The 13416-nt window shown below is 41.3% G+C and carries 14 protein-coding genes; 13 read left to right on the top strand and 1 reads right to left on the bottom strand.

All coding sequences use genetic code 11. From position 1 onward, the window contains the following. Positions 1-66 precede the first annotated feature (66 nt). From K4Z77_RS03090 to yaaA, 5 genes are all read left to right on the top strand, one after another. Positions 67-2763 carry a cation-translocating P-type ATPase gene (locus tag K4Z77_RS03090; RefSeq protein ID WP_224218409.1) on the top strand — a complete coding sequence of 899 codons (2697 nt, stop codon included), beginning with the start codon at positions 67-69 and terminating at the stop codon, positions 2761-2763. A gap of 114 nt (positions 2764-2877) precedes the next feature. Then, a complete protein-coding gene (locus K4Z77_RS03085; protein WP_224218408.1) occupies positions 2878-3288 on the top strand; it encodes a peptide deformylase in 411 nt (136 codons plus the stop codon). A gap of 11 nt (positions 3289-3299) precedes the next feature. Further along, on the top strand, positions 3300-4895 hold the full coding sequence (locus K4Z77_RS03080) for a hypothetical protein (protein WP_224218407.1): 1596 nt from the start codon (positions 3300-3302) through the stop codon (positions 4893-4895). Positions 4896-5065: 170 nt separating this feature from the next. Further along, positions 5066-5230, top strand: a complete 165-nt coding sequence (locus tag K4Z77_RS03075; protein WP_224218406.1) for a YczI family protein — start codon at positions 5066-5068, stop codon at positions 5228-5230. Between the two features lie 78 nt (positions 5231-5308). Beyond that, positions 5309-6037 (top strand): peroxide stress protein YaaA, encoded by a 729-nt coding sequence (gene yaaA / locus K4Z77_RS03070; protein WP_224218405.1) that lies wholly within the window; start codon positions 5309-5311, stop codon positions 6035-6037. A gap of 240 nt (positions 6038-6277) precedes the next feature. On the opposite strand, the gene K4Z77_RS03065 is transcribed toward yaaA, so the two are convergent. Continuing rightward, the gene (locus tag K4Z77_RS03065) at positions 6278-6826 is read right to left on the bottom strand and encodes an NADPH-dependent FMN reductase (RefSeq protein WP_153192162.1); all 549 of its coding nucleotides are present in this window, start codon (positions 6824-6826) and stop codon (positions 6278-6280) included. Between the two features lie 391 nt (positions 6827-7217). On the opposite strand from K4Z77_RS03065, the gene K4Z77_RS03060 reads away from it, so the two are divergent. The 8 genes from K4Z77_RS03060 to rpsR all read left to right on the top strand — a co-directional run bounded on the left by K4Z77_RS03060 (position 7218) and on the right by rpsR (position 13190). After that, on the top strand, positions 7218-8414 hold the full coding sequence (locus K4Z77_RS03060) for an MFS transporter (protein WP_224218404.1): 1197 nt from the start codon (positions 7218-7220) through the stop codon (positions 8412-8414). 188 nt (positions 8415-8602) lie between these two features. Then, positions 8603-9091 (top strand): cell wall elongation regulator TseB-like domain-containing protein, encoded by a 489-nt coding sequence (locus K4Z77_RS03055; protein ID WP_224218403.1) that lies wholly within the window; start codon positions 8603-8605, stop codon positions 9089-9091. Beyond that, on the top strand, positions 9088-10275 hold the full coding sequence (locus K4Z77_RS03050; protein WP_224218402.1) for a pyridoxal phosphate-dependent aminotransferase: 1188 nt from the start codon (positions 9088-9090) through the stop codon (positions 10273-10275). The genes K4Z77_RS03055 and K4Z77_RS03050 overlap by 4 nt, the downstream gene beginning before the upstream one ends. Continuing rightward, positions 10268-10633, top strand: coding sequence for a VOC family protein (locus K4Z77_RS03045; protein WP_224218401.1), 366 nt, complete (start codon positions 10268-10270; stop codon positions 10631-10633). Before K4Z77_RS03050 ends, K4Z77_RS03045 begins: the two co-directional genes overlap by 8 nt. An 18-nt stretch (positions 10634-10651) precedes the next feature. Beyond that, complete coding sequence (asnS, locus tag K4Z77_RS03040; protein WP_000167141.1) at positions 10652-11995, top strand: asparagine--tRNA ligase; 1344 nt, start codon at positions 10652-10654, stop codon at positions 11993-11995. Between the two features lie 151 nt (positions 11996-12146). Further along, complete coding sequence (gene rpsF, locus K4Z77_RS03035; protein WP_001151784.1) at positions 12147-12437, top strand: 30S ribosomal protein S6; 291 nt, start codon at positions 12147-12149, stop codon at positions 12435-12437. 11 nt (positions 12438-12448) lie between these two features. Next, on the top strand, positions 12449-12919 hold the full coding sequence (ssbA, locus tag K4Z77_RS03030) for a single-stranded DNA-binding protein SsbA (protein ID WP_000609606.1): 471 nt from the start codon (positions 12449-12451) through the stop codon (positions 12917-12919). A 31-nt stretch (positions 12920-12950) separates the two neighbouring features. After that, positions 12951-13190 carry a 30S ribosomal protein S18 gene (rpsR, locus tag K4Z77_RS03025; protein WP_000068664.1) on the top strand — a complete coding sequence of 80 codons (240 nt, stop codon included), beginning with the start codon at positions 12951-12953 and terminating at the stop codon, positions 13188-13190. Positions 13191-13416 lie beyond the last annotated feature (226 nt).

Raw genomic sequence — 13416 nt, 5'->3', positions numbered from 1 at the left:
TGTTTGTCGTGAAAAGATATGACAGAAAGAGAGTCTGTTTTGCACACAATGTCAAGGAGGAGACACATGTCAAAAGAACAAAAACGCCAAGCGTTTTACACTCAGAGTCCTGAAGAGGTCTTGAAGGCTGTGGATGCGACCGAGCAAGGTTTGTCATCAAGTGAGGCGGAAAAGCGTCTTGCTGAATTTGGCCACAATGAACTCGAAGAAGGCGAGAAACGATCAATCCTGGTCAAATTTATCGAGCAATTTAAGGATTTGATGATTATCATCCTAGTTGCGGCAGCTATTTTGTCAGTTGTGACTTCTGGTGGGGAAGATATCGCAGATGCCATTATCATCCTAGCCGTGGTTATCATCAACGCTGCCTTTGGTGTTTACCAAGAAGGAAAAGCAGAAGAAGCTATCGAAGCCCTCAAATCCATGTCTAGTCCAGCTGCCCGCGTTCTTCGTGATGGTCATATGGCTGAGATTGATTCTAAAGAATTGGTACCAGGTGATATCGTTGCCCTCGAAGCAGGTGATGTAGTACCAGCAGACCTACGTTTGCTAGAAGCCAACTCTCTTAAAATCGAAGAAGCAGCTCTTACAGGTGAGTCTGTGCCAGTCGAAAAAGACTTGACAGTTGAACTTGCTGCAGATGCTGGTATTGGTGATCGTGTCAATATGGCTTTCCAAAACTCAAATGTGACTTATGGTCGTGGTCTTGGAGTTGTTGTCAATACAGGTATGTACACGGAAGTTGGTCATATCGCTGGCATGCTCCAAGATGCAGATGAGACAGACACACCACTTAAACAAAACTTGAACAACCTTTCTAAGGTCTTGACTTATGCAATTTTGGTCATTGCCCTTGTTACTTTTGTAGTTGGTGTTTTCATTCAAGGGAAAAATCCACTCGGTGAGTTGATGACCTCTGTTGCCCTTGCCGTTGCAGCCATTCCAGAAGGTCTCCCAGCTATCGTAACTATCGTTCTTGCCCTTGGTACTCAAGTTTTGGCAAAACGTAACTCTATTGTTCGTAAGTTGCCAGCAGTTGAAACACTTGGTTCAACTGAAATCATCGCTTCTGATAAGACTGGTACGCTGACTATGAACAAGATGACAGTTGAAAAAGTCTTCTACGATGCAGTCCTACATGACTCAGCTGATGACATTGAACTGGGTCTTGAAATGCCTCTTCTTCGTTCAGTCGTCTTGGCAAATGATACGAAAATCGATGTGGAAGGTAACTTGATTGGTGACCCAACTGAAACAGCCTTTATCCAATATGCCTTGGACAAGGGTTACGATGTCAAAGGTTTCTTAGAGAAATATCCTCGTGTGGCTGAGTTGCCATTTGATTCTGACCGTAAGCTTATGTCAACGGTTCACCCATTGCCAGACGGTAAATTCCTTGTAGCAGTCAAGGGTGCGCCAGACCAACTCTTGAAACGTTGTGTTCTTCGTGACAAAGCTGGGGATATTGCTCCGATTGATGAGAAGGTTACAAACCTCATTCATACAAACAACTCTGAAATGGCCCACCAAGCCTTGCGTGTCCTTGCAGGTGCTTATAAGATTATTGACAGTATTCCAGAAAATCTTACTTCTGAAGAGCTTGAAAATGATTTAATCTTTACTGGTTTGATCGGAATGATTGACCCTGAACGTCCTGAAGCCGCAGAAGCTGTTCGTGTAGCTAAGGAAGCAGGTATTCGTCCAATCATGATTACAGGTGACCACCAAGACACTGCAGAAGCTATTGCTAAACGTTTGGGAATCATAGATGCAAATGATACAGAGGGCCATGTTTTAACTGGTGCTGAACTCAATGAACTGTCAGATGAAGAATTTGAAAAAGTAGTTGGTCAATACTCTGTTTACGCGCGTGTGTCTCCAGAACACAAGGTTCGTATCGTTAAAGCTTGGCAAAAACAAGGTAAAGTCGTTGCCATGACAGGTGACGGTGTCAATGATGCCCCAGCTTTGAAAACAGCCGATATCGGTATTGGTATGGGAATCACTGGTACAGAGGTTTCTAAGGGGGCTTCTGACATGATACTTGCAGATGATAACTTTGCGACTATTATCGTTGCAGTTGAAGAAGGACGTAAGGTCTTCTCAAACATTCAAAAGACTATTCAGTACCTGCTTTCTGCCAATACTGCTGAAGTATTAACCATCTTCCTATCAACCTTGTTTGGTTGGGATGTCTTACAGCCAGTTCATCTTTTGTGGATCAACTTGGTAACCGATACTTTCCCAGCTATCGCTCTAGGTGTTGAACCTGCTGAGCCTGGTGTCATGAACCATAAACCACGTGGACGTAAGGCAAGCTTCTTCTCAGGTGGTGTTTTCAGTTCTATCATCTATCAAGGTGTACTCCAAGCAGCTATTGTTATGAGTGTTTATGGTCTTGCCCTTCTTTACCCAGTTCACGTGGGTGACAATCATGCCATTCATGCTGATGCCCTTACTATGGCCTTTGCAACCCTTGGCTTGATTCAGCTCTTCCATGCCTACAATGTGAAATCTGTTTACCAATCCATCTTGACAGTTGGTCCATTCAAGTCTAAGACCTTCAACTGGTCTATCTTGGTATCCTTCATCCTTCTCATGGCAACAATCGTGGTAGAACCACTTGAAGGAATCTTCCACGTAACCAAACTAGACTTGTCACAATGGGGAATCGTTATGGGCGGAAGCTTCTCAATGATTATCATCGTCGAAATTGTTAAGTTTGTTCAACGTAAACTCGGTTTTGACAAGAATGCGATTTAAAAAAAAGTCATCTTCGGATGGCTTTTTGCTACAGTTGAGGGAAAGGGCTTGCAGTTATCGACTTTTGTGCTATAATTGCTATAATATAGTAAAAAACAAGAGGAGTGTGAGGAAGTGGAAAAGAAAATTGTGAAGGATATTTTGTTTTTATCTCAGGTATCTCAGCTGGCAAGTCAGGATGATCTGTATCTTGCCAGAGATTTGCAGGATACACTCTTAGCAAATCGTGAGACTTGTGTCGGTCTAGCTGCCAATATGATTGGGGTGCAGAAGCGCGTGATTATTTTTAATCTGGGCTTGGTTCCTGTGGTCATGTTTAACCCAGTGCTCCTGTCCTTTGAAGGACCTTATGAGACAGAGGAAGGCTGTTTGTCCTTGACAGGTGTGAGACCAACTAAGCGTTTTGAAACCATAAGGGTTGCTTATCGTGACAGCAAGTGGCAGGAACAGACCATTACCTTGACAGGATTCCCAGCTCAGATTTGCCAGCATGAACTGGATCACTTGGAAGGACGAATCATTTAGGAGGAAAGCAAATGAAACGAATAGTCTTTGAACTTATTTTTATCGCAACGACCTGGTATATCTTTTTACCGCCTCTTAACCTGACTAGCTGGGAATTTCTCTTTTTCCTCTGTGGGCATTTGCTGCTTGTAGCAATCTTATTTGGCTTTGGCAATGGGATAAACCTTGTCAAAACGGTTCATGTGCGCCACGGCAAGGCGGAAGCTGCCTTAAATCTTGAGGGTTTCAAAATCAATCAGTTAGGGAAAATCCTTTTAGCTTCTATTGGAGGAATTCTTCTCTTAGCAGCCTTGGTTTCCTTGGTGACTTCCAGCATTTTTCAGGCTAAAAATTATGCCAATGTAGTCACGGTGACGGAAAAAGACTTTACTGAATTTCCTAAGACTGATACCAGTAAGGTTCCTATTTTAGATAGAAGTACTGCTGAAAAAATTGGGGACCGCTACTTGGGTTCCCTAACAGATAAGGTGTCGCAATACGTAGCGGCAGATACCTATACCCAACTGACGATTGATGGGAAGCCTTATCGGGTTACACCACTAGAATATGCAGACCCTATCAAGTGGTTTAATAATCAGGCCAAGGGAATCGGCGAATATATTAAGGTGGATATGGTAACCGGGAATGCAGACTTGGTGGACTTGAAGACACCAATCAAGTATTCGGACTCGGAGTATTTTAACCGCGATGTCAAGCGTCACCTGCGCTTGAAGTACCCAACTAAAATCTTCAAGACTCCATCTTTTGAGGTGGATGATAAGGGCAATCCTTTCTATGTGGCGACGGTTTACCAAAAGCAATTTGGACTTGCAGTTCCTCGTCCTGTTTCAGTCATTATCTTGGATGCCACAAATGGAGAAACCAAGGAATACAGCTTGTCAGATGTTCCAGAATGGGTAGATAGGGTCTATCCAGCTGAGGAAACCATTGAGCAAATCAACTACAACGGCAAGTACAAGGACGGTTTCTGGAATGCCATGATTTCCAAGAAAAACGTGACCCAGACTACCAAGGGATATAATTATTTGTCTATCGGCAATGACATCTACCTCTACACAGGTGTGACATCGGCCAATGCAGATGAAAGTAATCTTGGTTTCATTCTTGAAAATATGCGAACAGGAGAAATCACTAAGTACAACTTGGCTTCTGCGACCGAAGAATCAGCACGTGAATCAGCCGAAGGTGCTGTTCAGGAGAAATCCTACAAGGCAACCTTCCCAATCCTCATCAATCTCAATGACAAGCCTCTCTACATCATGGGCTTGAAGGACAATGCTGGCTTGGTCAAAGAGTATGCTTTGGTGGACGCAGTCGAGTACCAAAACGTTATCGTAGCTACGACAGTGGAAGAGCTACTCAGCAAGTACGCCAATAAAAACGACCTTGAAATTGATAATGCAACAACAGAAAGCATCAAGGGTGTGGTAGCAGACCTCAAATCAGCTGTTATCAAAGGTGATACTGTCTACTTCTTTAAAGTTGATGGCAAGATATACAAGGTCAAGGCCTCAGTATCAGATGACCTTCCTTACCTTGAAAATGGTAAAACGTTCGAAGGTCAAGTAGGAAAAGATAATTATCTCAAGACCTTTAAAGTGCAGTAATACTCTTCGAAAATCAAATTCAAACCACGTCAACGTCGCCTTGCCGTACTCAAGTACAGCCTGCGGCTAGTTTCCTAGTTTGCTCTTTGATTTTCATTGAGTATAAAAAAGGTTTATTTAAGAAGTATATGTTATAATAAGGTAAATTAAGCCTAAAGGAGGACAAAGAAATGGGTTTTTATTTGATGCTTGCTTCAATGCTACTCGGACTGCTCGCTTTGAAGATAGGTTTTTCTCAGTTCAAGGAGAAAAAAGATAAATTCTTATCTATCTTAACAAGCTTAGCTGGCACAGCCCTTGTTCTCGTGGCTATCTGGTTAGGATGGCCCAAATAAACAGAGAAACCTCGGTCAAACCGAGGTTTTTCAGATGAATTTCTTGGTAGTGGCTAAAAAATATGCTACACTATTAATATGAAAATTTTAATCCCAACAGCAAAAGAAATGAACACAGACTTGCCGAGTATCGAGGCAACTCCTTTAAGACCAGAAAGTCAGGCCGTACTTGATACCTTGGCTCTCTATTCTGCTAGTCAATTGGAGAGTTTTTACAAAGTTTCAGCTGAGAAGGCTGCGGAAGAATTTCAAAATATCCAAGCTTTAAAAAACCAAACTGCTCAACACTATCCAGCTCTGACACTTTTTGATGGGCTCATGTATCGCCATATCAAGCGAGATAAATTGACCGAGGCAGAACAAGCCTATCTTGAAAATCATGTACTCATCACTTCGGCTTTGTACGGTGTCATTCCAGCCTTGTCACCTATGGCTCCTCACCGTTTGGACTTTTTGATGAAATTAAAAGTCTCTGGTAAGACTTTGAAGAGTCATTGGAAGGCAGCTTATGATGAAGCTCTGAAGAAGGAAGAAGTGATTTTCTCTCTATTGTCATCCGAGTTTGAGACCGTATTTTCTAAGGAAATCCGAGAAAAAATGGTGACCTTCAAATTCATGGAGGATAGAGGTGGGCAGCTGAAGATACATTCAACTATTTCTAAGAAAGCCCGTGGTGCCTTCCTGACAGCCCTGATAGAAAATCAAGTACAGACGGTAGAGGAAGCTCATCACTTAAGCTTTGCAGGATTTAACTACCTAGAAGACCTGTCCCAGCCGCAGGAATTGGTTTTTGTTAAGGAAGTATAGAAATCAGATATTTTGTATTGGACAATATGTATCATCAGCTATTTTATACTCTTCGAAAATCAAATTCAAACCACGTCAGCTTCGCCTTGTCGTACTCAAGTACAGCCTACGGCTAGCTTCCTAGTTTGCTCTTTGATTTTCATTGAGTATTAGTTTATAAATGAGAAAAAAGCGAACAAGCTAGTCTTCTGAGTGTCAGAAAAGTAGTCGTGTTCGCTTTTATTATGTTAGTTACTTTAGTTACTTGATAGCATTGACCAAGTCTTGAGCTTGTTTTTCAAGTGAATTTAGGACTGTTTCTTCGAGAACCAATTTTCCATCTGCCCAGGCAGAGTCGTTAACACGTGCAGCGGTGAAATCACCAACGACTTGTGTACGGATAAATGGCAAGAGATCCTTGTAAATAGCGAAAAGTTGATCGTGACCTGCATTGGCTACAGATGATACTGTGACAAACTTTTCTTGAAGGGCAGAAGCACCACGTGTATCAGACAAGTCAAGGGCACGAGATAGCCAGTCAAGCAAGTTTTTCACTGTTCCAGGGATAGAGAAGTTGTAGACTGGAGAGAAGATCCAGATAGCATCCGCAGCGAGAACTGCTTCACGAGCAGTAGCTACAGCTGGATGTGTTGGAACTTCCAAATCTTGGCTGAAGAGAGGAAGGGCTGAATAATCAAGGTAGCTAATTTCCGCTTTACCAGCAAGTGCTTTCTCAGCTTCGAGAGCCATTTGGTGGTTGAAAGAACCTTGACGTAGTGATCCGACGATAAATAATACTTTTTTAGACATGATGTGTCTCCTTTTTCTTAAATTTCCGAGAAGTCTCTCGTTGTTATAAAATATATTACAACAAAACAAAAGGACTTGCAAGAAATTTGCTCAGACTTTATTTGAAAATTATAAAATTGCTGAAACTCTAGTCACTTGCGACTGGAATGCATTTGATTTTCTATGAGTATTCCTATATTCTCTTGTAATATGATGACATAAGTGCTAAAATAAACAAGAAAACTCGCAATAGAAACCGTAGAACGGCTATTTTCCGATATCATTTCATAAATCATTAAAGGAACAATAATGGCATTGAAGAATGCTTCTAAAAGGGGTGGAGATTATGTAAGGCAAAGATTAACAAGTGACGGACAAAAGAAATAATAATACACTTGTTAAAGGAGAAAAGATGTTAATAAGAAATTATCGGAAAAATATTGGCCTGATGGCCGGAGTTGAGTTTTTTGCATTTTTAGGGATTACCAGCTTTTGGATTCTCTTTCTCAGTCAAAACGGAATGTCTCTTTGGCAGATTGGACTTCTGGAAAGTATTTTTCATATGACCAGTCTTCTCTGTGAAATTCCATCTGGTATGTTAGCTGATCGCTATTCCTATAAGACCAACCTTTATTTAAGTCGAATAGCAGGAATTGTGTCTTCTATTCTTATGTTGGCTGGGCAGGGAAATTTTGGGATTTATGCCCTAGCTATGGCGGTGAGTGCCTTGTCTTATAATTTTGATTCAGGAACAAGCGCAGCAATGGTCTATGACTCGGCTGTAGAGGCTGGACTAAAGGAGCGTTACTTATCTATTTCAAGTTTTATGTCAGGAGTAGCAGAAGGAACTCGGTCTTTGGGGACAGTGTTGGCGGGATTTTTTGTCCATGGTCAATTGCACCTGACCTACTATATCATGATTGCCACTTCTATCATAGTTCTTTTCCTGATTTGGATGTTGAAAGAGCCCAGTGTCAAGCTAGAAAAAGCTGATAGTGTGACCATGAAACAGATTATTTGGACTGTTAAGGATGAGTTGAAGCGAAATCCCATGCTTTTCAACTGGATGATTTTGTCTCAGATTGTCGGAACACTCATGTGCATGTTTTATTTTTACTATCAAAATCAGTTACCAGATTTAAGTGGTTGGCAAATTTCAGCAGTTATGCTACTTGGTAGTCTCTTGAATATCGTCGCAGTCTATCTAGCGAGTAAGATTGGAAAGAAATATGCTGCCTTGAAGCTTTTCCCTATCCTCGTGCTGCTGACTGGCGTCACCTATATGTTGTCCTACTTTGGAACACCTCTAATCTATATTTTGGTCTATTTGATTAGTAATGCTCTATATGCTCTTTTTCAGCCGATTTTTGACAATGATTTGCAAGAGCGGCTCCCAAGTGAAGTAAGGGCAACCATGCTGAGTGTCTACTCTATGATGTTTAGCTTGAGTATGATTGTGTTCTTCCCACTGACAGGGTGGTTGATTGACAATTTAGGCTTTGTAGTAACATTTCTTTATCTAGGATTCTTTTTAGTCATGATTAGCCTTCTATTGCCTGTATTTTTAGGAAAAATGGCTAAAAGAATAGATGATAAAATAATTCCATAGATTAAAAGAACTTACGAAAACTTGAGTACTAAGCTCAGGTTTTTTAATAGGTTGATTTTGGAGCTGTATCTTTACTTTTCTTGCTCGGTTTTAAACAAGAAAAATCTGTTTTGTTTTAAGGAAGAAATAATATAGGTTTGTTCTTGCATTCACTTGTAATAAAGCCCAATAGATGGTAAAATAGACGAGTGAAAAAAAGACAAAATAAAGCAAAAAATAATCTACTGTGGCAGTATGGTCTAGGGATGACGATTTTGTTTGTGGTTATCAGTGCTTCCTTTCTATATCTGGTTTCTCTCGGGATGAAACCCTACCAAACAGCTAAAAGTGAAGGAGAAAAATTAGCTCAGCAGTATGCAGGATTAGAGCAGGCTGATCAGGTTGATTTATACAATGGCTTGGAATCCTATTACAGCGTTCTTGGTCATAATAAACAGCAAGAAGCGCTTGCTGTCCTGATTGGTAAAGATGACCATAAGATTTACGTTTATCAGCTAAATCAGGGTATTTCACAAGAAAAAGCTGAAGCTCTTTCTAAGGAAAAAGGAGCTGGCGAAATTGACAAGATTACCTTTGGCCGTTATCAAGACAAGCCAATCTGGGAAGTCAAGTCAGGCTCTGATTTTTATCTAGTAGATTTTGAAACAGGAGCATTGGTCAATAAGGAGGGCCTATGAAACTATCCAACCGTGTTTTAGAAATGGAAGAAAGTGTTACTTTAGCTAGTGATGCGAGAGCAAAAAAATTAAAAGCTCAAGGTAAGGATGTCCTTTTCTTGACCTTGGGACAACCAGATTTTCACACCCCTGAAAATATTCAGGATGCAGCAGTTAAAGCTATTCGGGAAGGACAGGCTTCCTTCTATACAGTAGCTTCAGGTCTACCAGAATTAAAAGCTGCGGTGAACACCTACTTCGAGCGCTACTATGGCTATTCTGTCGCAAGTAACGAGGTTACCTTTGCTACAGGTGCCAAGTTCTCCCTCTATACTTTCTTTATGGCTGTAATTAATCCTTTAGATGAGGTTATTATTCCAACTCCATACTGGGTTAGTTATGGAGATCAGGTCAAGATGGCAGAAGGGATTCCAGTTTTTGTTCAAGCTAAAGAAGACAATGATTTTAAAGTTACGGTGGATCAACTAGAACTAGTTAGGACAGATAAGACAAAGGTTTTGGTTCTCAATTCACCATCTAATCCGACTGGTATGATTTATACTCGTGAAGAATTACTAGCTATCGGAAATTGGGCAGTTGAGCATGACATTCTGATTTTAGCTGATGATATATACGGTCGCCTTGTTTATAATGGAAATGAATTTGTTCCAATCTCAAGTCTATCAGAAGCAATTCGTAAGCAAACCATTGTCATTAACGGTGTATCAAAAGCTTATGCCATGACAGGTTGGCGGGTAGGTTATGCAGTGGGTGATCCAGAAATCATTGCTGCTATGAGCAAATTGACAGGTCAAACAACTTCTAACCTAACTGCTGTTTCACAATATGCAACCATCGAAGCCCTAACTGGACCGCAAGATTCTGTGGAAGTTATGCGTCAAGCATTTGAAGAACGTCTCAATACCATCTATCCACTCTTGTGTGAAGTCCCTGGTTTTGAAGTTGTCAAACCACAAGGAGCCTTCTACCTCTTCCCAAATGTCAAAAAGGCAATGGAGATGAAAGGCTATACGGATGTGACAGAATTTACAATCGCTATCCTAGAAGAAGCTGAAGTGGCCTTGGTAACAGGAGCAGGCTTTGGAGCGCCAGAAAATGTGCGCCTTAGCTATGCGACAGACCTAGATACGCTTAAAGAAGCAGTTAAACGCTTGAAAGCATTTATGGGTAGTGAGAATGATTGATCATTTTGAAATTAAGGTAAAGGATTTACAAATTTCAGAAGGATTTTATAGAAGTTTTCTCGCTCCTTTGGGCTATAAATTGGCTTTTAAGACTACTTCTCTAATCAGTTTTCTTGCCCCAAACAGCCCTCATCCTGATGGTGATTTTTGGCTGGCTCAGGGGACACAAGATCCTATTCACTTTGCTTTTTTAGCAGAAAATAAGGAAGAGGTTCAGGCTTGTTATGAGGCTGGCTTAGAGGCAGGTGGGCGAGACAATGGAACTCCTGGTTATCGCAGTGAGCAACCGATTTACTACGCTGCTTTTATGATTGACCCAGATGGGAACAATATAGAAGTGGTTTGCCATAAAGAATAAAAAAGAAAAGGAAAAACAATGACAAAACGTGTAACGATTATTGATGTAAAAGACTATGTTGGTCAGGAAGTGACGATTGGCGCTTGGGTTGCCAACAAATCAGGAAAAGGGAAAATCGCCTTCTTGCAATTACGCGATGGAACTGCCTTCTTCCAAGGTGTGGCCTTTAAACCAAACTTTGTAGAAAAATTTGGTGAAGAAGTAGGATTTGAGAAGTTTGATGTTATCAAACGTTTGAGCCAAGAAACGTCTGTTTATGTGACAGGTATTGTCAAAGAAGACGAACGTTCTAAGTTTGGCTATGAGTTGGACATTACAGACATCGAAGTGATCGGTGAATCTCAAGACTACCCAATTACACCAAAAGAACACGGAACAGACTTCTTGATGGACAACCGTCACTTGTGGCTCCGTTCTCGTAAGCAAGTAGCGGTGATGCAAATTCGTAACGCTATCATCTACGCAACTTATGAGTTCTTCGACAAGAACGGCTTCATGAAGTTTGATAGCCCAATTCTTTCAGGAAATGCGGCTGAAGATTCAACAGAACTCTTTGAAACTGACTACTTCGGAACTCCAGCCTACTTGAGCCAGTCAGGTCAGCTTTACTTGGAAGCGGGTGCGATGGCTCTTGGTCGTGTCTTTGACTTTGGTCCAGTATTCCGTGCTGAAAAATCAAAAACACGCCGTCACTTGACTGAGTTCTGGATGATGGATGCTGAGTACTCATACTTGACACATGATGAGTCGCTTGACTTGCAAGAAGCTTATGTGAAAGCTCTTCTTCAAGGTGTTCTTGATCGCGCGCCTCAAGCCTTGGAAACCTTGGAACGTGATACAGAGCTCTTGAAACGCTACATTGCAGAGCCCTTCAAACGTATCACTTATGATCAAGCCATTGACCTTTTACAAGAGCATGAAAATGATGAAGATGCTGACTACGAGCATCTTGAGCATGGTGATGACTTTGGTTCACCACATGAAACTTGGATCTCAAACCACTTTGGTGTGCCAACATTTGTCATGAACTACCCAGCAGCCATCAAGGCTTTCTACATGAAACCAGTTCCTGGAAATCCAGAGCGTGTGCTTTGTGCAGACTTGCTTGCTCCAGAAGGCTATGGAGAAATTATCGGTGGATCTATGCGTGAGGAAGACTACGATGCCCTTGTCGCAAAAATGGATGAACTTGGCATGGATCGTACAGAATATGAATTCTACCTTGACCTTCGTAAATACGGTACAGTTCCACACGGAGGATTTGGTATCGGTATCGAACGTATGGTAACCTTTGCAGCAGGAACAAAACACATCCGTGAAGCTATCCCATTCCCACGTATGTTGCACCGTATTAAACCGTAAAAATAGGAAACGCCCATGTGGCGTTTTTTCGAATTCCAGAGTTTTTACTTGCGTAAAAAATTTTTTTCTAGTATAATAGTTTATTGTGAGCGAACCTCACTTACCCCTTGCAAAGTCTTGGGGTCATTAGACCAAAAGGAGGAACATATCAATGGCTAAATACGAAATTCTTTATATCATTCGTCCAAACATTGAAGAAGAAGCTAAAAACGCTTTGGTAGCACGTTTTGACTCTATTTTGACTGACAACGGTGCAACTGTTGTTGAATCAAAAACTTGGGAAAAACGCCGTCTTGCATACGAAATCAAAGATTTCCGTGAAGGACTTTACCACATCGTTAACGTTGAAGCAAACGACGATGCAGCTCTTAAAGAGTTTGACCGTCTTTCAAAAATCAACGCTGACATTCTTCGTCACATGATCGTCAAAACTGACGCGTAAGAAGGTAAACTATGATTAACAATGTTGTACTTGTAGGGCGTATGACACGTGACGCTGAGTTGCGTTATACCCCATCAAATGTAGCAGTTGCGACTTTTACTCTTGCAGTAAACCGTACATTTAAGAGTCAAAATGGCGAACGTGAGGCTGATTTTATCAATGTCGTTATGTGGCGCCAACAGGCTGAAAACCTTGCTAACTGGGCTAAAAAAGGCTCACTTATCGGGGTGACAGGTCGTATCCAGACTCGTAGTTACGATAACCAGCAAGGACAACGTGTCTACGTGACAGAGGTCGTGGCTGAGAATTTCCAAATGTTGGAAAGCCGTAGTGTGCGTGAGGGTCACACAGGTGGAGCTTATTCTGCACCAACTGCAAACTATTCAGCACCTACAAATTCAGTACCAGACTTTTCACGTGATGAAAATCCATTTGGAGCAACAAATCCTTTGGATATTTCAGATGATGATTTACCATTCTAATGGACAAGTAAAATTATAAAGGAGAAAAAACATGGCTCAACAACGTCGTGGCGGATTCAAACGCCGTAAAAAAGTTGATTACATCGCAGCAAACAAAATTGAATATGTTGATTACAAAGATACTGAGCTTCTTAGCCGTTTCGTTTCAGAACGTGGGAAAATCCTTCCTCGTCGTGTAACAGGAACTTCAGCTAAAAACCAACGTAAAGTAACAACAGCTATCAAACGCGCTCGCGTAATGGCTTTGATGCCTTTCGTAAACGAAGATTAAAGAAAAGACCCCGACGGGTCTTTTTTTCACGAGCCTTGAAATGAGAGAGCGAGTTGGGGTCCAGTGGACCTCTTTTTCATGAGCTTGAAAACAAGAAAGCGAATTAAGACCCGGGAGTCCACTGAAAAAACAGGTCTCTTACTTTTAATGAAATGAAAACCGAGGAATCTCTCGTTAATTTGAGCGAATTCCTCGGTTATTTTGTATTTATTAAGGTCATAATTCG

Source organism: Streptococcus mitis subsp. hohhotensis, assembly GCF_020089495.2.
GTDB classification, from domain to species: Bacteria; Bacillota; Bacilli; order Lactobacillales; family Streptococcaceae; genus Streptococcus; species Streptococcus hohhotensis.
This window is presented reverse-complemented; position numbering and strand designations above follow the sequence as displayed.